Source organism: Undibacterium sp. Ji50W (assembly GCF_049340445.1).
GTDB lineage: Bacteria > Pseudomonadota > Gammaproteobacteria > Burkholderiales > Burkholderiaceae_D > Undibacterium.
Map to the genome: position 1 here is coordinate 94,982 of NZ_JBMPOX010000011.1, position 26,120 is coordinate 121,101.

The 26,120-nt window shown below is 50.5% G+C and carries 26 protein-coding genes; 16 read left to right on the top strand and 10 right to left on the bottom strand.

The genetic code is table 11. The features are described from left to right. Nucleotides 1–63 precede the first annotated feature (63 nt). The 4 genes from ACO0K9_RS16480 (at nucleotide 64) to ACO0K9_RS16495 (ending at nucleotide 4,783) form a co-directional block, all read left to right on the top strand. A complete protein-coding gene (locus ACO0K9_RS16480) occupies nucleotides 64–1,035 on the top strand; it encodes an HpcH/HpaI aldolase/citrate lyase family protein (protein WP_422986823.1) in 972 nt (323 codons plus the stop codon). Nucleotides 1,036–1,045: 10 nt separating this feature from the next. Further along, on the top strand, nucleotides 1,046–1,525 hold the full coding sequence (locus ACO0K9_RS16485; protein WP_422986825.1) for a hypothetical protein: 480 nt from the start codon (nucleotides 1,046–1,048) through the stop codon (nucleotides 1,523–1,525). A gap of 83 nt (nucleotides 1,526–1,608) precedes the next feature. Continuing rightward, nucleotides 1,609–4,344 carry an aconitate hydratase AcnA gene (gene acnA / locus ACO0K9_RS16490; protein WP_422986827.1) on the top strand — a complete coding sequence of 912 codons (2,736 nt, stop codon included), beginning with the start codon at nucleotides 1,609–1,611 and terminating at the stop codon, nucleotides 4,342–4,344. A gap of 211 nt (nucleotides 4,345–4,555) precedes the next feature. Further along, entirely contained in the window at nucleotides 4,556–4,783 is a 228-nt protein-coding gene (locus ACO0K9_RS16495) for a hypothetical protein (RefSeq protein ID WP_422986829.1), read from the top strand. Between the two features lie 98 nt (nucleotides 4,784–4,881). Here the strand turns inward: ACO0K9_RS16495 and ACO0K9_RS16500 are convergent, their stop codons facing one another. After that, a complete protein-coding gene (locus ACO0K9_RS16500) occupies nucleotides 4,882–6,063 on the bottom strand; it encodes a cystathionine beta-lyase (protein WP_422986830.1) in 1,182 nt (393 codons plus the stop codon). 587 nt (nucleotides 6,064–6,650) lie between these two features. Between ACO0K9_RS16500 and ACO0K9_RS16505 the strand changes: the two genes are divergently transcribed. Beyond that, a complete protein-coding gene (locus ACO0K9_RS16505) occupies nucleotides 6,651–7,538 on the top strand; it encodes a hypothetical protein (protein WP_422986832.1) in 888 nt (295 codons plus the stop codon). A gap of 305 nt (nucleotides 7,539–7,843) precedes the next feature. After that, nucleotides 7,844–8,569: a carbon-nitrogen hydrolase family protein gene (locus ACO0K9_RS16510; protein WP_422986834.1), complete on the top strand. Its 726-nt coding sequence runs from the start codon at nucleotides 7,844–7,846 to the stop codon at nucleotides 8,567–8,569. A 42-nt stretch (nucleotides 8,570–8,611) separates the two neighbouring features. Here the strand turns inward: ACO0K9_RS16510 and ACO0K9_RS16515 are convergent, their stop codons facing one another. From ACO0K9_RS16515 to phaC, 5 genes are all read right to left on the bottom strand, one after another. Next, nucleotides 8,612–9,082 (bottom strand): hypothetical protein, encoded by a 471-nt coding sequence (locus ACO0K9_RS16515; protein WP_422986836.1) that lies wholly within the window; start codon nucleotides 9,080–9,082, stop codon nucleotides 8,612–8,614. Next, a complete protein-coding gene (gene rimO / locus ACO0K9_RS16520) occupies nucleotides 9,082–10,464 on the bottom strand; it encodes a 30S ribosomal protein S12 methylthiotransferase RimO (protein ID WP_422986838.1) in 1,383 nt (460 codons plus the stop codon). Before rimO ends, ACO0K9_RS16515 begins: the two co-directional genes overlap by 1 nt. 142 nt (nucleotides 10,465–10,606) lie before the next feature. Further along, nucleotides 10,607–11,164, bottom strand: coding sequence for a polyhydroxyalkanoate synthesis repressor PhaR (phaR, locus tag ACO0K9_RS16525; RefSeq protein ID WP_422986840.1), 558 nt, complete (start codon nucleotides 11,162–11,164; stop codon nucleotides 10,607–10,609). Nucleotides 11,165–11,479: 315 nt separating this feature from the next. After that, the gene (locus ACO0K9_RS16530) at nucleotides 11,480–12,220 is read right to left on the bottom strand and encodes a 3-ketoacyl-ACP reductase (RefSeq protein ID WP_422986842.1); all 741 of its coding nucleotides are present in this window, start codon (nucleotides 12,218–12,220) and stop codon (nucleotides 11,480–11,482) included. Between the two features lie 45 nt (nucleotides 12,221–12,265). Then, nucleotides 12,266–13,990, bottom strand: coding sequence for a class I poly(R)-hydroxyalkanoic acid synthase (phaC, locus tag ACO0K9_RS16535; protein WP_422986844.1), 1,725 nt, complete (start codon nucleotides 13,988–13,990; stop codon nucleotides 12,266–12,268). 135 nt (nucleotides 13,991–14,125) lie between these two features. Here phaC and ACO0K9_RS16540 point away from each other — a divergent pair, with 135 nt between their 5' ends. After that, nucleotides 14,126–14,368: a hypothetical protein gene (locus ACO0K9_RS16540; protein ID WP_422986846.1), complete on the top strand. Its 243-nt coding sequence runs from the start codon at nucleotides 14,126–14,128 to the stop codon at nucleotides 14,366–14,368. A 21-nt stretch (nucleotides 14,369–14,389) separates the two neighbouring features. Here ACO0K9_RS16540 and pgeF read toward each other — a convergent pair whose 3' ends face one another. Both pgeF and ACO0K9_RS16550 read right to left on the bottom strand, forming a co-directional pair. After that, nucleotides 14,390–15,205, bottom strand: a complete 816-nt coding sequence (gene pgeF, locus ACO0K9_RS16545) for a peptidoglycan editing factor PgeF (RefSeq protein ID WP_422986848.1) — start codon at nucleotides 15,203–15,205, stop codon at nucleotides 14,390–14,392. Next, entirely contained in the window at nucleotides 15,202–16,242 is a 1,041-nt protein-coding gene (locus tag ACO0K9_RS16550) for an RluA family pseudouridine synthase (protein WP_422986850.1), read from the bottom strand. The genes pgeF and ACO0K9_RS16550 overlap by 4 nt, the downstream gene beginning before the upstream one ends. Nucleotides 16,243–16,285: 43 nt before the next feature. Between ACO0K9_RS16550 and ACO0K9_RS16555 the strand changes: the two genes are divergently transcribed. Beyond that, nucleotides 16,286–17,089 (top strand): outer membrane protein assembly factor BamD, encoded by an 804-nt coding sequence (locus ACO0K9_RS16555; protein WP_422986852.1) that lies wholly within the window; start codon nucleotides 16,286–16,288, stop codon nucleotides 17,087–17,089. A 73-nt stretch (nucleotides 17,090–17,162) separates the two neighbouring features. Here the strand turns inward: ACO0K9_RS16555 and yaaA are convergent, their stop codons facing one another. Beyond that, complete coding sequence (gene yaaA / locus ACO0K9_RS16560) at nucleotides 17,163–17,951, bottom strand: peroxide stress protein YaaA (protein WP_422986854.1); 789 nt, start codon at nucleotides 17,949–17,951, stop codon at nucleotides 17,163–17,165. Nucleotides 17,952–17,972: 21 nt separating this feature from the next. Between yaaA and ACO0K9_RS16565 the strand changes: the two genes are divergently transcribed. The 8 genes from ACO0K9_RS16565 (at nucleotide 17,973) to ACO0K9_RS16600 (ending at nucleotide 25,028) form a co-directional block, all read left to right on the top strand. Next, the gene (locus ACO0K9_RS16565; protein WP_422986856.1) at nucleotides 17,973–18,455 is read left to right on the top strand and encodes a putative toxin-antitoxin system toxin component, PIN family; all 483 of its coding nucleotides are present in this window, start codon (nucleotides 17,973–17,975) and stop codon (nucleotides 18,453–18,455) included. Nucleotides 18,456–18,614: 159 nt separating this feature from the next. Beyond that, nucleotides 18,615–19,376 carry a protein phosphatase CheZ gene (locus ACO0K9_RS16570; RefSeq protein WP_422986858.1) on the top strand — a complete coding sequence of 254 codons (762 nt, stop codon included), beginning with the start codon at nucleotides 18,615–18,617 and terminating at the stop codon, nucleotides 19,374–19,376. Beyond that, a complete protein-coding gene (locus tag ACO0K9_RS16575; protein WP_422986860.1) occupies nucleotides 19,376–21,229 on the top strand; it encodes a chemotaxis protein CheA in 1,854 nt (617 codons plus the stop codon). The genes ACO0K9_RS16570 and ACO0K9_RS16575 overlap by 1 nt, the downstream gene beginning before the upstream one ends. Before the next feature lie 174 nt (nucleotides 21,230–21,403). Beyond that, nucleotides 21,404–22,888, top strand: a complete 1,485-nt coding sequence (locus ACO0K9_RS16580) for a protein adenylyltransferase SelO (protein WP_422986862.1) — start codon at nucleotides 21,404–21,406, stop codon at nucleotides 22,886–22,888. A 12-nt stretch (nucleotides 22,889–22,900) separates the two neighbouring features. After that, the gene (gene msrB / locus ACO0K9_RS16585) at nucleotides 22,901–23,299 is read left to right on the top strand and encodes a peptide-methionine (R)-S-oxide reductase MsrB (protein WP_422986996.1); all 399 of its coding nucleotides are present in this window, start codon (nucleotides 22,901–22,903) and stop codon (nucleotides 23,297–23,299) included. A gap of 11 nt (nucleotides 23,300–23,310) precedes the next feature. Further along, complete coding sequence (locus ACO0K9_RS16590; protein ID WP_422986864.1) at nucleotides 23,311–23,934, top strand: septation protein A; 624 nt, start codon at nucleotides 23,311–23,313, stop codon at nucleotides 23,932–23,934. Then, a complete protein-coding gene (locus ACO0K9_RS16595; RefSeq protein ID WP_422986866.1) occupies nucleotides 23,931–24,203 on the top strand; it encodes a BolA family protein in 273 nt (90 codons plus the stop codon). The genes ACO0K9_RS16590 and ACO0K9_RS16595 overlap by 4 nt, the downstream gene beginning before the upstream one ends. 51 nt (nucleotides 24,204–24,254) lie before the next feature. Continuing rightward, entirely contained in the window at nucleotides 24,255–25,028 is a 774-nt protein-coding gene (locus ACO0K9_RS16600) for a peptidyl-prolyl cis-trans isomerase (protein ID WP_422986868.1), read from the top strand. Nucleotides 25,029–25,106: 78 nt separating this feature from the next. Here ACO0K9_RS16600 and ACO0K9_RS16605 read toward each other — a convergent pair whose 3' ends face one another. After that, nucleotides 25,107–26,012 (bottom strand): LysR family transcriptional regulator, encoded by a 906-nt coding sequence (locus ACO0K9_RS16605; protein ID WP_422986870.1) that lies wholly within the window; start codon nucleotides 26,010–26,012, stop codon nucleotides 25,107–25,109. Nucleotides 26,013–26,120 lie beyond the last annotated feature (108 nt).

The window sequence follows — 26,120 nt, forward strand, 5'->3', positions numbered from 1 at the left end:
CAAGTCTGAGACAGTCTGCGGCCACTCGCCGCAGACTGTCTCAATCAAGACGCCATATTCAAGATGCATCCCTCCTCTGTGCTTTTTCAGGATCAGTTGCCACCGGTGTTTTTACCGGTCTGCGATCACTATGCCGGCTCTGAAAAGCTCATGCGCAAGTCCATCGCCTTACAGCAGGAACTTGGCCCCGTTTTCGATATCACGCTTGACTGTGAAGACGGCGCAGCCGCCGGCAATGAAAAAGCCCATGCCGTGCTGGTCGCGTCTTTAGTGTCGAGCACAGAAAATCTGTTTCAACGCATAGGCGTGCGCGTGCACGACCTGCATCATCCTGCCTTTGAGCAGGACTTGTCCATCATCCTGCCCACTGCCGCCACCAAACTGGCCTATGTGGTTTTGCCGAAAGTGGAGAGTGTGGCCGAGGTGCAGTCTGCCCTTAGCCGTATCAATCACCACGCGCAGATGGCAGATGGCAGCCTGATCCCTGTCCATGTATTAATAGAAACACATGGTGCCCTGGCTGAAGTAAGGGACATTGCCGCCCTGCCCCAGGTGCAGTGCCTGTCATTTGGCCTGATGGACTTTGTATCCGCCCATTACGGTGCCATTCCAGCCACAGCCATGCGCTCGCCCGGACAGTTTGAGCATCCACTGGTACTACGCGCCAAGCTGGAAATAGCTGCAGCTTGTCATCATCATGGAAAAATCCCCTCGCATAATGTGACCACAGAAATCCGGGACAAGGACGTTGTCGCCAATGATGCGCGCCGTGCCGCCCAGGAATGCGGCTATACCCGCATGTGGAGCATACATCCGGACCAGATTAAGGCCATAGTTGGCGCGCTGACGCCCCCCAACCAGGAAATCGATGAAGCCGTATCCATCCTGTCATCAGCCAAAGAGCATCAATGGGGACCAATACAGTGGCAAGGACAGCTACACGACCGCGCCAGTTACCGCTACTATTGGACAGTTTTAAAAAAGGCCCAGTTTGGGCAAGTTGTATTACCAGAAGCAGCACGAGAATTACTCTAGGGAGACCCTCATGAAATTACTTTCTTTTATCAGCCTGGCATTTGCCGCATGCGCCATGCTCACTGCCAACGCCCACGCAGTGGAAGCGCCACATAGCAAAACCAAGGTCGGTGCCAAAACAGCGAAGCCGGCTGCCGCTGCGGCCAGCAAAGAAAGCGATGAGCCAGAACCGGACATACAACAGCACAGCAGTTTCGAATACAAATGCGAACTGGGTAATTCATTGACGATGTACATCAACCCTGAAGATACTGACCACGTTGCCATGCGCTGGAAAAAACGTTTGTACCGCCTGTCCAAGGTGGACACGACGACCGGTGCCGTGCGTTTTGAAAACCGCAAATCAGGTTTGGTCTGGATAGGTATACCTGCAAAAGGCCTGTTACTCGATTCACACAAGGGGCAACAACTGGCCAATGAATGCAAGACAGCAACACCCGCCCTGGCAGAAGTGGACGCCCCCAAGGCGACACCGGTACTTATAAAATAATATTCGTCGAATAATATTCATCAAATAAAATAGTAGTAGCAAGTAAATTTCTGATCGTTGATTTTTGTAAATAAGGAACAGCCATGAGCCAAAATGCGTACAAAGATGCATTCAAAACCCTGAAAGATTTCAAAATTTCAGACACCAAGAAAGGCAAGTTCTTTTCTTTGCCCGCACTGGAAAAAAATCTCGGTGTAAAAATCTCCCGTCTGCCCGTTTCCATCCGCGTGGTTCTGGAATCGGTATTGCGTAACTGCGACGGCAAAAAAGTTACTGAAGAACATGTAAAGCAATTGGCCAACTGGAGCGCGACCGCCACCCGCACCGATGAAATTCCTTTCGTCGTTTCCCGCGTTGTCCTGCAAGATTTCACTGGCGTGCCTTTGCTGGCCGACCTGGCTGCCATGCGTAACGTCGCCGCCAAGCAAGGTAAAAACCCTAAGAACATCGAACCGCTGGTTCCAGTTGATCTGGTGGTTGATCACTCTGTACAGATCGATCATTTCCGCGAAAAGAAAGCGCTGGACCTGAACATGAAACTGGAATTCCAACGCAATAACGAGCGTTACCAGTTCATGAAATGGGGCATGCAGGCATTTGATACTTTTGGCGTGGTTCCTCCTGGCTTTGGTATCGTTCACCAGGTTAACCTGGAATACCTGGCGCGCGGCGTACACAAAATCAAAGATGCCAAGAAAAACGAAGTCTACTATCCAGACACACTGGTAGGTACTGATTCCCACACCACCATGATCAACGGTATCGGCGTAGTCGGCTGGGGCGTGGGTGGTATCGAAGCAGAAGCCGGCATGCTGGGCCAGCCAGTCTATTTCCTGACACCTGACGTGGTCGGCGTCAACCTGACTGGCGCATTGCGCGAAGGTTGTACTGCAACGGATCTGGTACTGACCATCACAGAATTGCTGCGTAAAGCCAAGGTAGTTGGCAAGTTTGTTGAATTCTTCGGCGAAGGCACACGTTCCCTGTCGCTGACAGACCGCGCCACCATCGCCAACATGGCACCGGAATACGGTGCCACCATGGGTTTCTTCCCGGTTGATGAAGCGACGATAGATTACTTCAAAGGCACCGGCCGCACCAAGGCAGAAATCGATGCATTCGAAGGCTATTTCAAAGCCCAGAAAATGTTCGGCATCCCTAACGCAGGCGACATTGACTACACCACCGAAATCTCGCTGGATCTGTCCACCGTTGCACCTTCCCTGGCTGGCCCGAAACGCCCACAGGATCGCATTGAAATTGGTCACGTCAAATCCACTTTCGCCGACCTGTTTGCCAAACCAACATCTGAAAATGGCTTCAACAAAAAAGCCGAAGATCTGGATGCGGTCTACACCAATAGCGATGGCGTCAAAGTCAAAAACGGCGATGTCCTGATCGCTGCAATTACTTCCTGCACCAATACATCCAATCCTAGCGTCTTGCTGGCAGCTGGCTTGCTGGCCAAGAAAGCGGTAGAAGCTGGCTTGAAAGTGGCACCACATATCAAGACTTCGCTGGCTCCTGGCTCGCGCGTCGTCACCAAATACCTGGAAGCGGCAGGCTTGCTGCCTTACCTGGAAAAACTCGGTTTCGGCGTCACCGCTTATGGCTGTACAACCTGTATCGGCAATGCCGGTGATCTGACGCCAGCGATGAATGAAGCGATTGTAGCCAACGATATCGTGGCTTCTGCCATCTTGTCTGGCAACCGCAATTTTGAAGCACGGATTCACCCGAATATCCGCTCCAACTTCCTGGCGTCCCCTCCGTTGGTGGTGGCTTATGCCATCGCTGGCAACATGACCAGAGACCTGATGACAGAGCCAGTTGGCCGCGTTAAAGGCAAGGATATTTTCCTGGGCGACATCTGGCCTACCAGTGCTGAAATCAACAAGCTGATGAAGTATGCGATGAATTCCAAGACCTTCAAGGAAAACTATGCAGACGTCAAAGGTGCACCAGGCAAACTGTGGGAAAACATCCAGGGCGTCGCTGAAGGCGAAGTCTACAACTGGCCTGCTTCCACCTACATCGCTGAGCCACCCTTCTTTGCTGATTTCACGATGGAACCAAAAGCAGCGGCAACCGGCATCACTGGTGCGCGCGCATTGGGCGTGTTTGGTGATTCCATCACGACCGATCACATCTCACCAGCTGGCTCGATCAAAGAATCCAGCCCTGCAGGTAAATGGCTGAAAGAGAACGGTGTTTTGAAGGCTGATTTCAATTCCTACGGCTCACGTCGTGGCAACCACGAAATCATGATGCGCGGCACATTTGCCAACGTGCGTATCAAAAACCTGATGATCCCGGCGAAGGAAGATGGCTCCCGCGTTGAAGGCGGCGAAACCCTGTTCCAGCCAACCGGCGAACCGATGGCCATCTACGATGCAGCGATGAAATACATTGCTGACGGCGTACCGACCATGATTTTCGGCGGCGAAGAATACGGCACAGGCTCTTCCCGTGACTGGGCAGCAAAAGGCACCCAATTGCTGGGCGTGAAAGCAGTCATCGCTCGTTCTTTTGAACGTATCCACCGCTCCAACCTGGTTGGCATGGGCGTATTGCCACTGCAATTCCTGGGTACTGACAGTGTTGACAGCCTGGGCATCACAGGCACTGAATCGTATGACCTGAAAGGCATAGAAGATGAAATCAAGCCACAGCAAGAAGTGACTCTGGTCATCCACCGTGCCAATGGCGATAAACAGGAAGTCAAGGTCCTGTTGCGCATCGATACGCCTATCGAAGTTGACTACTACAAACATGGCGGCATCCTGCCATTCGTATTACGTCAATTGCTGGCTGCGTAATTAATAAAAAAAAATCAAAAAAAATCAAATGAAGCAAACATAAGTAATACCAATGAGCCGTACATTAATCCCCATCACGGGAATTAAATAAGAAAGGTGAATTTCTTTTGAAATTCACCTTTTTTTCTTTTGTGCTGTGGCGATGCAAGAATGATGTAAGCCAGGACATCTAAGCTTGTCGCATCTTATAAGCACAATTCTGGAGACAAGCATGTGGAAAATTCTCGTCGGCTTTATTATTTTTGCAGCCGCTGCCCTGCTCCTGATTTTCAAGGCAGGTGACAAAGTGGATATGCAAGGCGAAGCAGCCGGCCATAATCCTACTGAAGTTCATTCAGCTTCCGCCAGTGCATCCGAGCCAGTGACACCTGTCGCGGCTTCAGCTACCGCTACATCAGCACCCGCATCTGACGCGACAGCCAGCAGCGCCAGCAAATAATTTCGCTATGTGCATGGGCCGACCGTTTGCGGTCTGCCCAATTTTACACTTGCACCTGCATTTCTACTCAATATCAACACAGTCCAACTCAATTCAACTCACACCATTTGTACCAATGCCTGTTCGATATCGGCAATCAAATCTGCGCTGTCTTCCAGCCCTATATTGAAGCGCACCAAGATACCTTTGTGCGGCCAGTGCTGACGCATTTGTTCAATGCGATAAGGCACGCACAAGCTATGCGCCCCACCCCAGCTAAAACCGATCTTGAACAGCTTCAGGCTATCAACAAAACCGTCGGTCTGTTGCTCTGTGTATTTCTCATCAAATAAAACCGAGAACAAGCCACCGGCACCGTTAAAGTCGCGCTGCCAGATGTCATGACCCGGACAGCCTGGCAATGCCGGATGCAATACCGTACTGATTTCTGGCCGCGTCTTTAACCATGCAGCGACCTGGCGTGCACTTTGGTCATGCGCCTGGAAACGCAACTGCAGCGTTGGCAGATTGCGCAAAACCAGGTAAACATCATCCATGCCGACACCAAAGCCCAGGCGCATATGCGTTGTCTGCAAACGGATATTCAATGCCCGGTCACGGGTAATCACTGCCCCCATCAAAACGTCCGAACCACCACTCTGGTATTTGGTCAGCGCCTGCATGATGATATCGATGCCATGCTCAAACGCCGGAAAGGCAATCCCGCCAGACCAGGTATTGTCCAGCGCCACCAGGACGCCACGCGCATGGGCTGCGGCACAGATCGCAGGCACGTCCGGCACTTCCATGGAAACCGAGCCGGGGGCCTCGGCCCAGATCAATTTGGTATTGTCACGTATCAGCGCAGCAATGCCCGCCCCGATCAGGGGGTCGTAATAACTGACATGGACACCAAAACTGCGCGAAAGCCAGTCTGCCAGTTCACGATTCGGGCTATACACATTGTCGGGGATCAGCACATGATCACCGCTTGCCAGGAAAGCCATATTCACCAGCGTAATGGCCGCCAGCCCGCTGGGTGTCAGCAGGCAATGCTTGCCCTGCTCTATCTCGGCCAGCCTGGCTTCCAGCGTAAAGCTGGTTGGCGTGCCATGCAGGCCATAGGTATAAGCAGATTTGTCTTGCCAGCTTCGGGAACGCATGGACGCCACATCCGTGAACAACACGGTGGAAGCATGATGTATCGCGACCGGAAGCGCCGCAAAACCATCTGGTGCTTCGTATTCGCTATGAATGACGCGGGTATTGAATCCGCGTTGAGAATTTGAATTTTCCGGCATGGCTACTTTTCTTTGATGAGGATATCAAGAGACGAATAGCTATGTTAACGCAGAACCGGGGCTTTATGCTTCATGAATACACCAGAACTCATTTCATCAATAGGAGTGAGTGCGGGCAAGGCGATTCGGGATGTAGCGCAAGGCGCAAGGGTAGCACTTGCAGCTAAGGCTGGTGCCCTTACCTCGCGCTGCAATACGCCCGCAAAGAGTAAATACGGCCAGCTTCCCGAGGGTGTGTCTCATAAGGCGTGCTGGACTGCAAGGTGTGAACAATTCGACTTGTTGTCAGTAAACACTCCAAAGTTTCACAATTGCCTGCCCACGTATGAAGCAAGCGCATCTCGCCCGGAAAATCTGTGCAGTCTGGTTGAAGTATGACACACCATGAAGACATAGTTTTCCGCACTTTTTTCATGCCTTTACATGTCTTCACGTGTAAGCTTCTGGTGCTGCATGTCGACCTGTCGCCAAACATCTGTCCGCTTTCGGCCAATCAGCCATTTACCACTGAACCACTGAGCTAAACGGAACGTCTGCTATGCCACGTCATCATAAATCGTATCCGGAAATCGCCTGACTGAATATTAATGGCTAAATTAGAAAAAACAGCTAAATTGAATCGTCGGAAATTTATAATTTCAGTAGCTTGCATCATATTTCTACTTGCTATCGGCATTTTATTAAATAAGCCCGTATTTTTAAAGTCAGTAATAGCGAAATATAAGTCGACAGATAACTTTATAACCCTGGCGGAAGATTCGCGGATAAGGTACGAAAAAAATGCGAAGGAAGATGCAATTGCATTGAGGGAAATTCTAAATGCCAGTCAACGTAAAGTGGAAGTTGCTCTGAATGCACATTTTGAAAAACCGATAGAAATTTATGTTTGCGCGTCTCAGGACACGTTTAATGAATACGTATTTTTATCAAAAAATGTCAGAGGTGCTGTGTATTGGGGAAAATTATTTTTATCTCCCGGTGCTTTTGGCCGCGGTGAAGAATCTCTCGCTGAGTTAACTACGCATGAGCTCACGCACTATCTTTTTTATACCCACCTTGGAGAAAAAGCACATATTAAGAATATCCCTATTTGGTTCAGAGAGGGAATTGCTGTTTTTGTCGCAGACGGCGGTCCGGCTTACACCAAATACAAAGATGTGTCTGCATTAATGAGCAGTGAGGAAAAAGAGGCCTACTTGTCTGGAAATATTGACTTTTGGTTCACGAGTACGAATCCCGCTGATGCGGTTACAAAGAATGGGGCCGCAAACTGGCTTATATACAGAGTTGGCGCATCGTTTGTACATTATATGCACGATTCCCAACCTGAAAATTTCGGAAAACTAATACAGCTTTTACTATCCGGAACTGAGTTTCCTCAAGCGCTCGAAGTCTCATATGGGAAAAATATTGAGGTTCTGCGTAAAGAGTTTTCTCAATATCTGGCCAGAAAAGATGCTCTGAAAGAGCGTTAGATTGCGCAAATGAATGTTGACGCCATATTCTGGTGAAACTTATTGGCCCAACCGAAATGTCGATTTTCAAAGCGCAGGCTGGATTGATTGTACTTAGATCAGGAAATTATTGCAGTAACGACCTCTTGTGCTGACCATTTCGAGAGCCCCCCCCCAGAATCAAGTGCGATGAACGTCCGCTACGCGGCCAAAGCGGTCTGCCATCCGGCTTGAAAGACCCTTCAAAGTCGTGCCGTAGGCTTAGCATGCTATTTTCTCCGTTTTCCCTCTTCCCCCTATTAAGACGAAGGTAAATCAGCATCGATATGCAAAAAATTCGTGTAGCCGCATTCCAGCGTCAACCCTTATTCGATGACGTCGCCAGCACCCTGATTCGCCTGCAAGATGATCTGGCCTGGTGTGACAATCAGGGTGTGGAACTGGCTGTATTTCCTGAATGTTATTTGCAGGGATACACCAGCGATCAGCAAATCATTGCGCGTCGGGCCATCGCTGTTGACAGCCCTTCGTTCAATGACATACTGACGAAGTTATCCGCTTTTTCCACCGATGTGATTATTGGTTTTGTCGAGCAAGGCATAGACGGTTACTATAACTCTGCTGCACTTATCGGCAAAGGCAAGCTGCGCGGCATTTACGCCAAGAATCACCCGCAAGAACAGGCATTTTTACCGGGCCGCGACATGCCTGTTTTTCAGAAATCAGGTTTTTTATTTGGCATCAATATCTGCTTTGACGCAAACTTTCCTGATTGCGCAAAACGGCTCAGCACACAAGCTGCCCGCCTGATCTGCTACCCGCTTAATAATATGCTTGCTGTCACCACCGCTGACAAATGGCGGCATAAGAGTGTAGAGAATCTACGCCAGAGAGCCATGGAAACTGCCTGCTGGGTCGTTTCTTCTGACGTTGTTGGTGTATCGGGTGACAAGCTTAGCCACGGCTGCACATGCATCGTCAATCCGCAAGGCGAGATAGTCGCCCGCGTGACGGAAGGGGTTGAGGGTGTAGTGGTTTTTGACGTTGGATAAACCGGGGCAATCAGGCCATGATCATGACCCGGGCCCGGTGATTTACTTGACTGGCTTGCCTTGTGGCTGTGCCGTTTTATTTTTCCTGGCTTTTGCAGGCGGGACCAGTTCCAGCACAAAATCCTTGCTGACTTTGCCATCGTCTGATTGCCAGATACCGCGTATGACATTGTCCTTCAGTTCACCATCCCATTGACCGGACACATCCGTACCATCTTCGGATTCTTCCATGCTGAGTTTATTGCCGCTGATTTCACCAGCAAGCAAAATCTTCTGGCCGTGATTGCGCTTGCCACCTGCGACGATATAGTTACCTTCGACGCTATCCCTGTCTTCGGGCTTGGGCTGTATATGCATCGTCACCTTGTCCTCACCCAGCTTGCCACGCAGTTCTACCGGTTTGGCAAACTGCGGGTTAGACATCGGCGCAAACGGTTGGGCTTGCACTGGCAAACCCAAACTACCCATCAGTACCACCGGCAGCAACACTTTCAACACTGACATGACACGCATCAGACTGCCTCGCCCCACAGGTCATGGGCATCGGCGGCGGTAATGGTGACATCAACAAATTCACCGACCTTCAGTTTGCGATGTGGCTCAAACGGTGGCTTGACGTAGACCACACCGTCAATTTCAGGTGCATCGGCAGAACTGCGGCCAACGCCGCCACTGCGATCCAGGGAATCAATCAATACACGCATGGTTTTACCGACTTTGGCCTGCAGGCGTTTTTTGGATATGCCTTCTTGCAATTCCATGACGCGGCGGCGGCGATCTTCGCGCACTTCATCCGGCAATTGATTCGCAATTTCATTCGCTGTCGCGCCTTCGACTGGCGAATAGGCAAAACAGCCCAGACGGTCAATCTCTGCTTCTTTCAAGAAATCCAGCAGGTATTCGAATTCTTCTTCGGTCTCGCCAGGAAAACCGGCGATGAAGGTCGAGCGTATGGTGATGTCCGGGCACATCGCACGCCAGGCTTTGATGCGTTCAATATTTTTCTCGCCACTGGCCGGGCGCTTCATGCGCTTCAACACATCCGGGTGGGCATGCTGCAAAGGCACGTCCAGATAGGGCAGTACATGGCCATTGTTCATGAAAGGGATAATCTGATCGACATGCGGGTAAGGATACACATAGTGCAGGCGCACCCAGGCGTCATACTGTTTGGCCAGTTCACCCAGGGCTTCGACCAGTTGCGTCATATGGGTTTTGACAGGCTTGCCATTCCAAAAACCCACACGGAACTTGATATCCACGCCGTAGGCGCTGGTGTCCTGGGAAATCACCAGCAATTCCTTGACGCCGGCTTTGAACAGGTTTTCTGCTTCCAGCATGACATCGGCAATCGGGCGCGATACCAGGTCGCCGCGCATGGATGGGATGATGCAAAAACTGCAGCGATGGTTACAGCCTTCGGATATTTTCAGGTAGGCAAAATGTTTCGGTGTCAGTTTGACGCCCTGGGCCGGCACCAGATCAAAGAAAGGTTCATGCGGCTTGGGCAAATGCTTGTGCACAGCGGCCATGACTTCACCGACAGCGTGCGGGCCAGTCACTTCCAGTACTTTAGGGTGGATGGACTGTATCATGTCCTTGCCATCAGCCCCCTTCTTGGCACCCAGGCAACCGGTCACGATCACTCTGCCGTTTTCAGCCAGGGCCTCGCCTATCGCATCCAGCGATTCCTGCACGGCGGCATCAATAAAACCGCAAGTATTGACAATGACCAGGTCAGCACCGTCATAGGATTTGGCGGTGTCATACCCTTCGGCACGCAGTTGGGTGAGGATCTGTTCTGAGTCAACCAGGGCTTTCGGACAGCCGAGGGAGACAAACCCAACCTTGGGTGCGTTGGCAGGTTCTTGACGACGGATTTCAATGATAGACATAACGGATACTTAATAGCAAAAAATAGCAAAAAGGGTACAAAAGCGAATCCGCTATTGTACCCTTTGCCATCTCACCTTGCCGTATGAATGGCAATTTTCCTGATAAATCAGGGGCTTAAGTAAGATCGTCTATCTATATAATTTACTTTTTATTCACATCTTCCGGATTAAACGGGAAGACATTGAACATATTTTTGGCCTGGCTTTGCATCTGCTCTTGCATTTGCACAAACAGATTCTTGCTCTGCTCTATGTAGTTGCCCATCATGCCCTGCATCATCGGGCCCTGCACATTCATGAACTGTGTCCACATTTCGGGGCTGAAGGGCTTGCCTTCGTAAATGCCTTTTGAGTTTTCTGCCAGCTTGTTCTGGATATCGATAAAGGCCTGGACGTTTTTTTCCAGATAATTGCCCATCATACCCTGCATGGCATGTCCGTAATAACGGATGATCTGCGACAGGACAACACTGGAGAACATCGGGCTTCCGCCAGCTTCTTCTTCCAGAATGATCTGCAACAAAATGCTGCGTGTCAAATCTTCGCCGGATTTGGCATCGACCACTGCGAAATCGTCGTTTTCGAGTACGAACTGCTTCACGTCGACCAGTGTGATGTAGCTACTGGTCTGGGTGTCGTACAGACGGCGATTCGGGTATTTTTTGATCAGATGCTGTGTTGATTTTTTTGCGCTATTCATTGAAATCTCAGTTAATCACTTCGATATCCAGCCACATCATGAAAGCTTTCTCACAAGCGTGGCGCAGACTAATTCACGCAAACAAGACTTCAGACTGGTGGTGGCTACTGGGTAGCCACTATCCGAAACCATGTTTGTCCCCTTTATTATTGCATCTTTTAAATTGCGACTTGCAAAAGATATGCCCATCGAAATCTTGCGACCTGATGGGCATATTTTACCGCACTGCGGCAGAAAGACAGCAATAAGAGAACTAAAAAGCCTATTTAAAACTGTTTACTCTAAATAATTCCCACTATTAAAGATGATTGGGCGTTAGCCCATATGCAAGCCGCCATTGATGGAGAAGTCGGAACCAGTGGCATAACCACCTTCATCCGAAGCAATCCAGGCAACGATGGAAGCGATTTCTTCAGGCTCAGCCAGACGTTTGACGGGAATACCGGCAACGATCTTTTCCAGTACATCAGGACGTATGGCCTTGACCATGTCGGTACCGACATAGCCTGGTGACACGGTATTGACGGTGACACCCTTGGTGGCAACTTCTTGCGCCAGGGCCATACTAAAACCATGGATACCGGCCTTGGCAGTCGAATAATTGGTTTGACCAAACTGGCCCTTTTGACCATTGACAGAGGAAATATTGATAATACGACCCCAACCACGGTCTACCATGCCATCAATGACTTGTTTGGTGACATTGAACAGGGAATTCAGATTGGTATCCATGACCGCATCCCAATCTCCTTTACTCATCTTGCGGAACTGACCGTCGCGGGTAATACCGGCATTGTTGACCAGCACGTCGACTTCACCGATTTCTGCCCTGACCTTTTCGAAAGCAGCCTTGGTGGATTCCCAGTCAGATACATTACCTTCCGATGCATGAATATCCAGGCCCTCGGCACGCATATCCGCCAGCCATTTGTCTTTACGGGCAGAATTCGGGCCGCAACCGGCCACCACGATATAGCCGTCTCTGCACAGACGACGGCAAATTGGTGTGCCGATACCACCCATACCACCAGTTACATACGCTACACGTTTTGACATATTGTTCTCCTGATTAAAATTTTATATTAATTATAACAAAAACGATCAATCTGCTCTTACTTTGACATAACGTCCCGGTGCCACTTCTATCGCCGGGAAGTCCGGGCTGCCAGGTTTGGCTGGCGCCTTGACCATTTTTCCACCATGCTCTTTAAGGAAATCAGCCCATTCTGGCCACCAGCTACCCGGATGTTCGGTCGCAGCGGCAAACCATTTATCGGCATCCAAACCCGTCTGGGTATTGGTCCAGTAATTTCTTTTCTTTTTCGCCGGAGGGTTGACCACACCGGCAATATGTCCTGACGCTCCCAGCAAAAATCGATTCTTGCTCTTGTGACGCGGGTTCAACAGGCTGGTTGATGCGTAGGCCGCCTGCCAGGGGACGATATGGTCGTCGCGCGAGCCATAGATAAAGCATGGGGCATCAATTTTGCCCAGATCCACCTTGCTTCCGGCCACGGTCAGTGCGCCGGGTTGCCTGAGTTTGTTTTCCAGATACGTATTGCGCAGATACCAGCAAAACATCGGACCTGGCAAATTGGTGCTGTCCGCATTCCAGTACAAGAGATCAAAGGGAGGTGGCGCCTCGCCCTTGAGATAATTCGACTGTACATAATTCCAGACCAGATCGTTCGCGCGCAGGGCAGAAAAGGTGCTGGCCAGGTCGCGGCCCGGCAACAGCCCGCCCTGCCCTATGGTCTGTTCACGCATCTTGACCTGCATTTCATCGATAAACACGTCCAGCACGCCCGTCTGCGAGAAATCCAGCAATGTCGTCAGCAGAGTCAGGCTGGCAGCGGGTTGCTGGCCCCTGTCAGCAAGGACGGACAAGGCGGTAGAAATGATGGTGCCGCCGACGCAAAAACCAAATGCATTGATTTTGTCCTGCTTGCTGATTTCCTGTACCACGCTGATGGCCTTGATGGCACCATCTTCGATGTAATCATCCCAGGTGACATCTGCCATGCTTTCATCCGGATTGGCCCATGACACCAGGAACACGGTATGCCCTTGCTCAACCGCATAATGGACGACGGAATTTTCTGGCTGCAGATCGAGGATATAGAATTTGTTGATGCAGGGCGGCACCATCAGCAAGGGACGCTGATGCACGGTCTTGGTGGCCGGCTGGTACTGTATGAGTTGGAATAACTTGTTTTCAAACACCACGTTGCCGGCCGACGTGGCCACATTCTTGCCGACTTCAAAGGCGGATTCGTCAGTCTGAGAAATCCTGCCTTTTTGCATGTCCGCCAGCATCTGGCTGATGCCTTTGGCCAGGCTTTCGCCTTTGCTCTCGATCAGCTTGCTTTGGGCTTCTGGATTGGTCACCAGGAAATTGGCGGGTGACATGGCATCGATCATTTGCTGCACCGCAAAACCGATTTTTTGTTTTGTCTTGGCGGGAGCCTGTACAGCCTCTGCCAATGCCATTAAAAACCGTGCATTCAACAGATAAGACGCTGCACTATAAGAATGCATGGCATGGTTATGCCAGTCCGGTGCGGCAAAACGCCTGTCCTTCAGGTCGGGTAATTTGGACAGGGAAAAGTCTTGCCATAACTGGGCCAGCTCTTGCATGTACTCGCGTTGCAGACGAGTCATGGTGGCCGGTTCGATCAGCGCACCCAGTTCCTTGAGCATGTCCCCAGAGGGCATTTGCATTTGATTCAAGGGTGAGGCAGGTAACATCCAGTCCTGCCAATTTTTTTGATTCACTAGCTGTGACATCCACTCGGAGTACATAGCTTGAGGATCGAAAGTCTTCATGCGTGCCTCCTGTTTTTCGCGTATCGTTTCGAAATAATTTTAAGCTTTCCGTTTTGCCTGCGGTGAGTGTTCCGGGATAAATCCCTACGCATGGTTGCTTGCCCGGCCATCCCCTATTTTTGCACTAAGGTTAGTATGTATATCGTTGCCATCGCCTGGATCTACGTCGTCCTCATGATGTCCATCACTGAGCACTCCGTGTTCACCGGCATCATGACTTTTCTGTTCTACTGCGTTTTTCCTTTAACAATAGTTTTATACCTGATGCGCACACCACAACGCAAGCGTGAGCGACTGGAAAAACAAGCTGCACTGCAAAAACAAAGTGCTGCAAACACCGACAATCAAAACATCAAGCTACAAAATAATCCCGATTAATCGAGGTCGAAAAACGCACAATCAAAGACGTTCGATCCAGATCATGCTGGCCATGCGGCCACAAATGCCATCGCGCCGGTAAGAATAAAACTGTTGCTTTTCGCGCAGCGTGCAATGCTCGCCGCCACTGATGCGTGTCACACCCACATCACCTAGCAATTTTCTTGCCAATCCATAAATATCAGCCAGATATTTGTCCTGGCCATTCACTGCTGCTTTGGCCCGGAAATAAAGATCAGCATCATCCACTTGCGCTAAAAAAGCCTGCAACACATCGCTACCCACTTCAAATTCGGCCGGGCCTATGGCTGGCCCCAGCCAGGCAAGCAACTCCCCGGCTCCGGCTTCACGCATACTGCGCACGGTATTTTGCAAGACACCCGTTGCCAGCCCACGCCAGCCGGCATGGGCAGCCGCCACCACGGTGCCATCCACGTCGGTCAACAGCACAGGCAAACAATCCGCCGTCAATACTGCGCACACCAAGCCTGCCTGCGAGGAAAACACGGCATCGGCGCTGACGGCACCATGCTGCTTATTACGCAAACTGGTGGCGTCAACAGCAATATTGCCATGCACTTGTGATAAGAATATGACATCAGATGGTAATTGCCGGTTTAATTTATCCCGATTCTGTTTGACGTCCATCAAATCGTCACCAACATGATCACCGAGGTTCAATCCGGCATTGCCAGCGGCATCACCATACGCACCGCGGCTGCCACCGCCCTGACGCAGAGTGGTCATGGCGCGCACGTGGGCAGGCGCGCCCTGCCAGTCTGGCAATAACACCGGAAATGGCAACTTTTGCGTCCTTCTACCTGTATCAGCGCTCATGTAAGTTGAATGTTGGCCTGTTTTAACAGGTCAGAAAAATCATCTGCCAGACTGACTTCCCATTCGACATGCTTGCCGGTTTTGGGATGGGTCAAACCCAGTTTTCTGGCCTGCAAGGCCTGGCGCGGGAAAAACCGTGCCAGATGCTGCTTGCCGTACAAGGTATCACCCACCAGAGGGAAACCCAGGGATTGCATATGCACGCGAATCTGATGGGTACGGCCAGTTTCCAGTTGGCAGGCAACCAGACTGACCGGGAATTTTTCCAGCATGCCGGCAGCGACGCGCTGGAAATGCGTGACTGCGGGTTTGGCAATGATGCTTTGAGAAACTGCCATTTTGATACGGTCACGCGGATGCCGGGCCATAGGCGCGTCCACAGTGCCAGACAGATTCGGGGTTCCCCATACCAGCGCATTGTATTCACGTTTGACGGTACGGTCTTGCAACTGTCTGACCAGTTCGGTATGGGCGACCAGGGTTTTGGCAACCACCATCAAGCCCGAGGTATCCTTGTCCAGCCGGTGAACAATGCCGGCACGCGGCACACCCAGCAAGGCTGGCCAGCGATACAGCAAGCCATTCAGCAAGGTGCCGGACCAGTTGCCCGCAGCCGGATGCACCACCATGCCTGCCGGTTTATTGATCACCAGCACGTGTTCGTCTTCAAAAACAACGTTTAAAGGAATGTCTTCAGGCGCATACGCACCTTCATCCGGTGCTGCCTGGGGCTGGATGACGATGCGCTCATCCCCCAGCATGGTCATTTTTCCGCGTCCGGGCTTGCCATCGACGCTGACAAAGCCATTTTCTATCCATTGCGAGATGCGGCTGCGGGAATATTGGGGAACCAGTTTGGACAAAGTCTTGTCCAAACGCTCACCACAAGCGTCCGATGTGAGCTTTAATTCTATATTTTCGACTGTTGGCGAAAAATCTTCGTCCACTTCGGTGGTATCGTTCAGCTCTTCAAATTCAGTCTCCAGGTCGGAATCTGACAAAATCACTGTAGTAGTTGGTTTCACATTTTTTGCCATCGGCTATAATCCGTAAATTGTTTTCATGCTCACGCACAAATTTATGCACATTAAATCTTTGAAATTGCTTGTTCTGGCTATGGCCGCGTCCTTAAGTTTAAGCGGCTGCGGGGTGTTTGGAGAAAAAGGCGATGAGACCAGAACCTGGTCAGCATCAAAATTATACGCTGAAGCAAAAGACGAAATGTCCAGCGGGGGTTACGAAAAGGCAATTCAGTACTTTGAAAAACTGGAATCGCGCTTCCCTTTTGGTACTTATGCACAACAGGCTCAAATCGAAACAGCCTATGCTTACTATAAACAGGGTGACCAGGCACAGGCCCTGGCCGCCGTGGAACGCTTTATCAAACTCCACCCGAATCATAGTCATGTTGACTACATGTACTACTTGCGTGGCGTGATCAACTTCAATGATCAGGTCGGTTTGTTCAATTTCCTGGCCAATCAGGACATTACTGAACGTGACCCGAAGGCTTCACGCGACTCTTTCGACGCTTTCAAGCAGTTGGCCATTCAGTTCCCAGACAGCAAATATACGCCTGATGCCATCCTGCGTATGAAATATCTGGTCAATGCCCTGGCCCAGTACGATGTCCACGTAGCGCGTTATTACCTGCGTCGTGGCGCTTACCTGGCGGCAGCCAACCGCGCCCAGTCAGCCATCAAGGAATATCCTGACGCACCGGCGATTGAAGAAGCCATGTTCATCCTGGTTCGCTCCTACGATGCCATGGGCCTGGCGGATTTGCGCAATGATGCCAATCGCGTATTTACGCAAAATTTCCCGAACAGTGACTTTGTGACAGGCAAAGGCCGTGGTCGCGATGCCTGGTGGAAGTTCTGGTGAGTTGACCGAAGGCATGAAATAAGCTGACCAAGGAAACAGCCTCTGCCAGCCCTGTGTGGCTGTAGGGGCTATTTTATTTTCCGTCCTGATCAGCCATTTTGCGACGAAATACCCAATTATTGCCAGTCGACGCTTCTTCGCAGTAGGTATAGGCTTCTTCATTGAAGGCTTTGATATCCTGGACGCGTCGCAGGCCATGCTGTGCACAATAACGGGCCATCAGGCCACGGGCGCGCTTGGCGTAAAAGGAAATAATTTTATACTGGTCATTTTTCCAGTCCTGAAACACCGGTGAAATGATATTGACGCCCAGCACGGCGGGTCTGACCACCTTGAAATACTCGTCAGAGGCCAGATTCAGCAAGGTTTTGGATTTTTGCTGTCGCATTGCCTCATGCAGCAACAGACTGACTTTATCACCCCAAAATGCATACAGGTTCTTGCCATGCCGGTTTGCCAGAGACGTTCCCATTTCCAGTCGATATGCTTGCAAAACATCCAAAGGACGCAATGCTCCATATAGCCCGGACAAAATATACAGGCGATTTTGCAGATATTTGACATGGCTTGCAGTCAGGCTGTGCACATCCAGACCTTCGTAGACATCTCCATTGAAAGCAAAAACGGCCTGCTTACCGCGACCGGCCACCGGATCACGCTGCCAGGCGGCAAACCGGTCAACGTTGAGTTCGGCCAGTGCTGGAGAGATGTCCATCAGCTCAGTCAGTTGCGCGGGAGAATAACGCGAGGCGACTGCAATCAATTCTTCAGCCTCATCCAGAAAATGCGGGGTGCTGGAAGTTCTGGTTTTCACTCTGGTGTCAAAATCCAGACTTTTGGCTGGCGATATTACAATGAGCATAAATAAATTTCAAATTCCAAAATGACCCACATCATACCTAAGCGCGTCGTCATTGACACCAATGTCTGTCTCGATCTGTTTGTCTTCAAGGACCCTCGCTGGTCGGTTTTGCTGTCTGCCTTGCAAAATGGCGAGATACAGGCTGTCACCAGAAATGATTGCAGGGAAGAATGGCTGGCAGTACTCAAATACCCTCACCTGCCGGTCATACCAGAAGAGCTGGAGCAGATTACCGGCTGGTATGATGCATACATACCATGCGTCATACCGGCAGAGCCATCAACGTATAAATTGCCCGTCTGCAGCGACAAGGATGATCAGAAATTTCTGGAAATTGCGCGCGATGCACAAGCGCAAGTATTGATCACCAAGGACAAGGCTTTGTTGAAGCTGGCAAGAAAAATGAAAAACGCCGGCATGTTCCAGATTCAAACGCCAGAACAATTTTTACTTGGCTACGTAAAAGAATGTGACAAAACTGCATCGCATATAACAAAAGCATGACAAATTTTGTTACTCTGGGTTATCCTTCGGTAATCTCCTGCTACTATGATGGAATGATGAAAGAAGCATCGCCAGAGCATGAAAACAAGATCTGAATTGCATTCATCATTGAACAATTCAGGGAACCTACCTCAATGCGATTATGGAGAATAAAGGACTATGACCGATTCAGCAGATGATCTGGACGCATTGTTTGAAGAAATGGCCAATCAGCGGGTGGAAACAGGTGCTGCACCTACACCGCTCGGCTCGCCATCTCCAGCAGAGCCAAATGCGCAGGTGGCACACGACAGCATCCCCGCCAAATTCAATTTCCACAACACCGACGAAGAAGCAAACAAGCCCATGTTTGACCGCCTTGGTGGACTGGTCAGAATGCTGCACGACTCCATGCGTGAGCTCGGCTATGACCGCTCACTGTCGGATGTCGCAATACAAATCGCTGATGCGCAGGACAGGCTGGAATATGTTGCCTCGCTGACAGAACAAGCTGCCAACAAAGTCTTGAATGCCACTGATCTGGGTCTGCCGGAACAGGATGAACTGGCAAAAAAAGCCAAGACCATGGATGCGCGCTGGACGAACCTGTTTGAAGGCAAGCTCAGTGTTGACGAATTCAAATCGCTGGCGACAGATTCCAAAAGTTTTGCCACTACCGTGCTGGTAGCAACCGATGCTGAAAAAGCACGCTTGCTGGACATCATGATGGCACAGGATTTCCAGGATCTGACGGGCCAGTTGATCAAGAAAGTGGTCGCCATCAACAAAATAGTGGAACATGAACTGGCGCAGATACTGCTCGACAATGCACCATCTGACCTGAAAGAAAAGGCCGTGGTATTGATGGAAGGCCCATCTGTCCCGAACGCAGCGTTGGAACAGGACGATGTAGACAATCTACTTGATAGTCTGGGTTTCTAATGGATGACATGCTCAAAGAATTTGTCGTCGAAGCGCTCGACCTTGCGACAAATGTAGAAGAACACCTGCTCTCGCTCGAGCGCAATCCAGGTGACATGAATACGCTGAATGCGGTGTTCAGGTCTTTCCATACGATTAAGGGTGGTGCCGGCTTCATGAATCTGAGCGCCATGGTATCGGCCTGCCATCTGACAGAAAACCTGTTCGATGCGCTGCGCACGGGCCAGGTACCGGTAACCCCCGAAGCCATAGAAGCGGCACTGGAAGCCAGCGGCTTTGTGGCAGATCAGTTGACGGCACTGAACAATGGCACCGAACCAGCCAGTCTTTCGACAATGCCAAAATCGCTCGAAAAGATGCTGACCGATGCGATCGAAATGAAGGGTGCGAGCAAAAAAGCCCCTGCTGCTGCCAAGCCCAAGGCCGAAGTTGCGCCCAAAAAAGCCGCCGAGAAAAAAGTCGACACCCCTGCCAAGGAAAGCAGTGGTGAACTTGACTGGGAAGCTTATTTCCGTGAAGTGACGCCACCTGGCACCTTACCGGAAGCTGTTGACGCAGCCGCTGAAGCAGACGCGGAAGAAGCGGAAGACAAGGCCATCGGACAAAAAGAAGAGCACGAAGCGGTCAAATCCTCGCTGTCGAATGCAGAAATCAAACAAAACGCACCGGCCAAGGAAGAAAGCATACGCATTGATGCAGTCAAACTGAATGTCTTGCTGGAAGTTGCTGGCGAATCCGTGCAGGCTGCCAATCAGGCTGCTGTTTTGCTTGAAAAACTGTCGCAATTCAAATTTGATGGTCAGGCAGCACCACTGATGTCGGCACTGACCGAAACCCTGACCCGAGCCTCGCGTTACTCTACAGAACTACAGCGCGCTACCCTGGCCACCCGCATGCAGCCAGTTGGTCGCCTGTTCCAGAAATTCCCGCGTCTGGTTCGTGAACTGGCTCGCGATCTGGGCAAAGAAGTGGATCTGAATATTGCCGGTGCTGAAACCGAAGTGGATCGCGTCGTGGTGGACAGCCTGTATGACCCACTGGTCCACATGCTGCGTAATGCACTTGATCACGGCATAGAAACGTCTGAAGAACGCATCAACGCCAACAAATCGCCACGCTCCACCATTTCTCTCAAGGCCTGGCAGGAAGCCAGCAGCGTCATGATAGAAGTGACCGATGACGGCAAGGGCATGGATGCGCAAAGATTGCGTGACAAGGCGATTTCCAAGGGTCTCATCAATTCGCATGATGCCCGCACCGACGACGAAGCGTTCCAGCTGGTTTTCCTGCCGGGCTTCTCTACCAAGGAAGTGGCGTCCAGCGTTTCTGGACGTGGTGTCGGTATGGACGTGGTGAAAACCGCGGTGGAACGTCATCGTGGCGCCATACGCATTGCGTCACAACTGGGTGCAGGCACGACCTTCCTGATTCGTCTGCCGATCGAATTGTCCATCGTACCTACCATGCTGGTACGTACAGATGGCGCTTCACTGGCCTTGCCGATGGCGACCGTGCAACGCGTGGTCGAATTGCCCGAGACCTTTGAAAGTGTCGGTGGTCAACCTGTATTGCGCGATCTGGGTCGCCCATTGCCAGTAAAATCACTCGGCAAGATTTTAGGTTATACCCCGGCATCAGAGCGTGTTGGCATCGTCATTGCAGCCCCAAGCCCTTACATCCTGTCAGTAGACGCGGTGGATGGCACGGCTGATCTGGTGATCAAACCGCTGACCTGCATCAGCACACCGGGCATTACGGGTACGGCCCGTTCGGCTGAAGGTGAATTGGTACTGGTGATCAGCCTGTCCTTCCTGATTGACGGCTGTAAGACACGGGAACGTATTTCTGCCTGATTATTGTTGATCCTGGCGCTTCCTGACTGTTCCTGGCTCTGTACCTGGCTAGGCGCTCTGGATTATCCAGCATCAATCAGTATTGATCAGCATCACCGCGCCCCACCCCAATAAACGCATTTTGACCAAATCTGTCAAAATGCGTTTATTCTTTTTACAGCCACCTGGCACCCCATGACATCTGCTGCCGCCACTTTTACGCTGCAAAATCTGGCCCTGGAAAATCAGTTTGCAAACCTGCCAGCGCATTTTTTTACCCATCTGCCGGCCAGCCCCATCAGCCAGCCGTATCTGGTCGCTGCCAGCAAGGCGGCGGCGGATTACCTGCACCTGGATCAGGCTTGCCTGAACACACCGGAATTTGTTTCCTATTTTTCAGGCAATCAGGGCATTACTGGCAGTAAACCACTGGCCGCTGTCTATTCTGGTCATCAATTTGGCGTCTGGGCCGGGCAACTTGGCGATGGCAGGGCCCTGCTGCTGGGCGGTCTGAGCCATGCAGACCAGCATCTGGAAATCCAGCTCAAAGGTTCCGGCATGACGCCCTATTCCCGCATGGGGGATGGGCGTGCTGTATTGCGCTCGTCGATACGGGAATTCTTGTGCTCAGAAGCCATGGCCGGCCTTGGTATACCCAGCTCACGCGCACTGTGCGTCATAGGTTCGGACCAGATGGTGTTTCGCGAAACGCCAGAAACCAGCGCCGTAGTGGCCCGCATTGCGCCCAGCTTCATACGCTTTGGCTCATTTGAACACTGGTACTACAATGACAGGATGGATGACCTGCGTCTGTTGGCCGACTTTGTCATTGAGCAGTCTTTCCCTGAACTATTAGATCACGCCAACAAATACCAGGCTTTGCTGGCAGAAGTCACCCAGCGCACTGCTGAATTGATGGCACACTGGCAGGCCGTAGGTTTCATGCATGGCGTCATGAATACCGACAATATGTCAATCCTTGGCCTGACGCTTGATTACGGCCCGTTTGGCTTCATGGAAGCCTATGATGAAACACACATCTGCAATCACACTGACCAGCAAGGGCGCTATTCATACCGCATGCAACCGGCCATCGGCAACTGGAATTGCCAGGCGCTGGCACAAGCACTGTCACCCCTGATCGGCAGCGTGGACGAAACCAATGCCGCCCTGGCGCATTATCCAGCGAGTTACCGTAACAAGTGGAGCGAGCTGATGCACAGGAAATTCGGGCTGAATACGGAGCAAGAAGGTGATCTGGACCTGTTTGCCGGTTTTTTCAAACTGTTACAAAGTAATCAAGCCGACTTTACCCTGAGTTTTCGCAATTTAAGTAAGCTTTCGAACCAGATTTCGACTAAGGATGAACCCCTGCGCGATTTATTTCTCGATAGACAAGCTTTGGATGACTGGCTATCGCACTACCGGGCACGACTGGCAATGGAAGCCAGTGATGAAGCGGTACGTCAGGCCAGCATGCTGGCAAGCAACCCCAAATACATATTGAGAAACTATCTGGCACAGGTGGCGATAGAAAAAGCACAAAACAAGGATTTTTCAGAAGTGGAAAAACTGCTGCAGATTCTGGAAAACCCGTTTGACGAACAAGAGGAAAACGAAGACTACGCTACCCTGCCCCCCGATTGGGCCAGGCATATAGAAGTCAGTTGTTCTTCCTGAAACAATGAGGAAATCATGAAAAAAGTTGTCAAATCAGATGCCGAATGGAAAACCCAGTTAGACGCCATGGAATATGAAGTCACCCGGCATGCCGCCACCGAACGTGCGTTTACTGGCAAATTCTGGGATCACCACGAGGTCGGCACCTATACTTGTGTCTGCTGCAACACGCCGTTATTCACCTCTGACGCCAAGTTTGATTCCGGCTGCGGCTGGCCCAGCTATTTCAAGGCATTGGACCCGGCCAACGTGCGTGAAAAAATTGATACATCTCATGGCATGACGCGAACCGAGATATTGTGTAATATCTGCGACGCTCACTTGGGACATGTATTTCCTGACGGGCCGCCGCCAACAAGGTTGCGTTATTGTATTAATTCCGCATCCATGAAATTTGAACCAGAAACTTAAGCTGTCCGCACATGAAATTTCTTTTTGATTTATTCCCGGTCGTATTGTTTTTTGGCGCTTTCAAATGGGGCGAGGGAAACGCAGAAAAGGCACAGGCGCTGGTCACGCAATATCTTTCTGGCATGATCTCGGGCGGCACAACCACCATCGAGCTGGCACCCATCATGCTGGCAACCGCTGTCGCCCTGATCGCTTCGGTTATCCAGATCGGCTATCTGCTGGTGCGCAGGAAAAAAGTCGATGCAATGCTGCTGATTTCCTTCATCATCATCATGATTTTCGGTGGTGCCACCATGTACTTCCAGAGTGAAGCCTTTATCAAGTGGAAACCCACCGTCTTGTATTGGTGTTATGGCGGTGCATTTGCCCTGGGGCAATTTATTTTCAAGTCCAACCTGATCGAGGCTGCCATGGGCTCGCAAATCAAATTGCCGGATACCATCTGGGCACGTCTGAGCGTGGCGTGGATACTGTATTTCACGCTGATGGGCGTCGTCAATCTCTACGTTGCCTATCATTTTTCCACTGATACCTGGGCAAATTTCAAATTAATTGCTGTTGTTGCAATAATGCCTGCATTTGTCGTGGTACAAAGCCTGTTTTTGGCAAAATACCTGGAAGAACCAGCGCAATGACACGTGACGAGAAAATATTGCAACGCCTTTCGGAAACCTTGCAGCCTTCCGATTGTCAATTAACCGACGATTCTGAAGCACATCGGGGGCATGCTGGTGCCGCTGGTGGAGCCGGTCATTACCGTGTAAGAATAGTTTGTCAGCAATTTGAGGGCTTAAACCGTATTTCTCGCCATCGACTGGTGTATGATGCCGTTGGCGATATGATGCAAACGGAAATTCATGCCTTAAACATCGTGGCATTAAGTCCGTCAGAGATACCGACCTAGGCAGTTTACTTATAATCCGTTTTATTTAATTTTGTTATTTAGGAACAGACAATGACTTTTAAACCTGCTCATTTGCTGGTAGTACTTCTTGCAACTGCCCTGCCTGCTCTGGCACAGAATCTGGCTGTTGTTAACGGCAAAGCCATCCCATCCAGCCGTGTTGATGCCATGGTCAAGCAATTGACTGCACAAGGACAGCAAGACAGCCCGCAATTGCGTGCGATGGTAAAGCAAGAACTGATCAATCGTGAAGTATTGATGCAGGAAGCTGAGAAATCCGGAGTAGCCTCAAACCCAGAGGTCAAAAACCAACTGGAAATAGCACGCCAATCTTTGTTGATTCGTGCCCTGATGATTGAACATGTCAAGAAAAACCCTGTCACTGATGCAGAGATACAGGCTGAGTACGACAAGGCAAAAGCACAGGCTGGCGACAAGGAATACCACGCTTACCATATCCTGGTTGACAAGGAAGATGAAGCCAAAGCCATCATCTCCAAACTGAAGGCTGGCGCCAAGTTTGAAGAACTGGCAAAGCAGTCTAAAGATGCAGGTTCTGCATCCAAAGGCGGCGATCTGGACTGGGCATCTCCTGCTGCCTGGGATCCGGCTTTCTCTCAAGCCATGACTGCCCTGCAAAAAGGTCAGTTCACAGAAACACCGGTGAAGACACAATTTGGCTTCCACATCATCAAGCTGGATGATGTACGTGCAGCGAAATTCCCTACACTGGAAGAAGTGAAACCGCAAATTGTTGACGGTCTGCAGCAGCAACGCGTACAGGTTTATCAGCAAGCGCTGGTTAAAAAGGCAAAAGTTCAGTAATTTTGTCAAGGCACAAGAAAAAGCGGACTTCAAGTCCGCTTTTTTGTTTCTGAATCCTTAAAAGAATTGCTGGATACACTATGTGTCTGAAAAAGTATCAAATATCAGGCGCCGCATCCATTGATTCCCTGGTTCCTTATGAAACTTGGCATGCCAGAATAAATTGATCCCGGTTTCCGGCAGTGGTATGGGATGATCCATGAACCGGAGATTGAACGGTGTCAGGCACTCTCTTGCGTAGCGCTCGGGGACAGTTGCCAGCATGTTGGTCGTGGATAGAATATGCCCAACTGCGACAAAATGGGGGACAGTCAACTTGATGTTTCGTTTAACCCCCTTTCTTTCTATGGATTCGTCCAGTTTTGCGTGCCCGGTTCCCGCCGAGATCACCACCACATGCTCGGCATTGGAAAACTCCTCTATGGATATTTTTTTCTTATCCAGAGCATGGCCCCGACGCAGCATGCAAACATATTTTTGCTCGAAGAGCCTGTGCTGGAAAAAACCAGCCTTCAATTGAGGCAATAAGCCAACGGCCAAGTCGACATTTCCCGCCTCCATTTCATCCCTCAGATTAACCGCAGTGTTACGAACCGTACTGATGGAGACCCCGGGAGCGATCTCGGAAAGCGCGTTCATTAATTTGGGCAGGAAATATATTTCACCAATATCCGTCATGCCGATTCTAAAAGTTCTTGCGCTACATTTTGGATCGAATAATGTTTGCTGATTCAAGGTGCTGTGAATTGCACTTAATGCATAGGCGATAGGTTCCGCCAACTGCACGGACAGTGAGGTTGGCTCCATCCCCTTTGAAGTCCGCAGAAACAGCTCATCCCCCAATAAACGTCTGAGTCGGTTGAGCGCATTGCTAATTGCAGGTTGTGTCTGGCCAAGCTTTTCTGCAACGATAGAAACACGTTTATCTATCAATAACTGATTGAAAACGACGAGCAGATTGAGGTCAATATCCTTGAGTTCCATATTTAGGCAATATCATTTTCAGTGATTATTAAAATTCACAGAATACTATATATTAATAAAGCTCAGATTTCTATAATTCCTCCAGCCAGTCAATGTCAGTAGGTAAAA

Coding starts and splice junctions, on each gene's coding strand:
- ACO0K9_RS16480 (WP_422986823.1), top strand. CDS start 64: ATGCATCCCTCCTCTGTGCTTTTTCAGGATCAGTTGCCACCGGTGTTT.
- ACO0K9_RS16485 (WP_422986825.1), top strand. CDS start 1,046: ATGAAATTACTTTCTTTTATCAGCCTGGCATTTGCCGCATGCGCCATG.
- acnA (WP_422986827.1), top strand. CDS start 1,609: ATGAGCCAAAATGCGTACAAAGATGCATTCAAAACCCTGAAAGATTTC.
- ACO0K9_RS16495 (WP_422986829.1), top strand. CDS start 4,556: ATGTGGAAAATTCTCGTCGGCTTTATTATTTTTGCAGCCGCTGCCCTG.
- ACO0K9_RS16500 (WP_422986830.1), bottom strand. CDS start 6,063: ATGCCGGAAAATTCAAATTCTCAACGCGGATTCAATACCCGCGTCATT.
- ACO0K9_RS16505 (WP_422986832.1), top strand. CDS start 6,651: ATGGCTAAATTAGAAAAAACAGCTAAATTGAATCGTCGGAAATTTATA.
- ACO0K9_RS16510 (WP_422986834.1), top strand. CDS start 7,844: ATGCAAAAAATTCGTGTAGCCGCATTCCAGCGTCAACCCTTATTCGAT.
- ACO0K9_RS16515 (WP_422986836.1), bottom strand. CDS start 9,082: ATGCGTGTCATGTCAGTGTTGAAAGTGTTGCTGCCGGTGGTACTGATG.
- rimO (WP_422986838.1), bottom strand. CDS start 10,464: ATGTCTATCATTGAAATCCGTCGTCAAGAACCTGCCAACGCACCCAAG.
- phaR (WP_422986840.1), bottom strand. CDS start 11,164: ATGAATAGCGCAAAAAAATCAACACAGCATCTGATCAAAAAATACCCG.
- ACO0K9_RS16530 (WP_422986842.1), bottom strand. CDS start 12,220: ATGTCAAAACGTGTAGCGTATGTAACTGGTGGTATGGGTGGTATCGGC.
- phaC (WP_422986844.1), bottom strand. CDS start 13,990: ATGAAGACTTTCGATCCTCAAGCTATGTACTCCGAGTGGATGTCACAG.
- ACO0K9_RS16540 (WP_422986846.1), top strand. CDS start 14,126: ATGTATATCGTTGCCATCGCCTGGATCTACGTCGTCCTCATGATGTCC.
- pgeF (WP_422986848.1), bottom strand. CDS start 15,205: ATGAGCGCTGATACAGGTAGAAGGACGCAAAAGTTGCCATTTCCGGTG.
- ACO0K9_RS16550 (WP_422986850.1), bottom strand. CDS start 16,242: ATGGCAAAAAATGTGAAACCAACTACTACAGTGATTTTGTCAGATTCC.
- ACO0K9_RS16555 (WP_422986852.1), top strand. CDS start 16,286: ATGCACATTAAATCTTTGAAATTGCTTGTTCTGGCTATGGCCGCGTCC.
- yaaA (WP_422986854.1), bottom strand. CDS start 17,951: ATGCTCATTGTAATATCGCCAGCCAAAAGTCTGGATTTTGACACCAGA.
- ACO0K9_RS16565 (WP_422986856.1), top strand. CDS start 17,973: ATGACCCACATCATACCTAAGCGCGTCGTCATTGACACCAATGTCTGT.
- ACO0K9_RS16570 (WP_422986858.1), top strand. CDS start 18,615: ATGACCGATTCAGCAGATGATCTGGACGCATTGTTTGAAGAAATGGCC.
- ACO0K9_RS16575 (WP_422986860.1), top strand. CDS start 19,376: ATGGATGACATGCTCAAAGAATTTGTCGTCGAAGCGCTCGACCTTGCG.
- ACO0K9_RS16580 (WP_422986862.1), top strand. CDS start 21,404: ATGACATCTGCTGCCGCCACTTTTACGCTGCAAAATCTGGCCCTGGAA.
- ACO0K9_RS16590 (WP_422986864.1), top strand. CDS start 23,311: ATGAAATTTCTTTTTGATTTATTCCCGGTCGTATTGTTTTTTGGCGCT.
- ACO0K9_RS16595 (WP_422986866.1), top strand. CDS start 23,931: ATGACACGTGACGAGAAAATATTGCAACGCCTTTCGGAAACCTTGCAG.
- ACO0K9_RS16600 (WP_422986868.1), top strand. CDS start 24,255: ATGACTTTTAAACCTGCTCATTTGCTGGTAGTACTTCTTGCAACTGCC.
- ACO0K9_RS16605 (WP_422986870.1), bottom strand. CDS start 26,012: ATGGAACTCAAGGATATTGACCTCAATCTGCTCGTCGTTTTCAATCAG.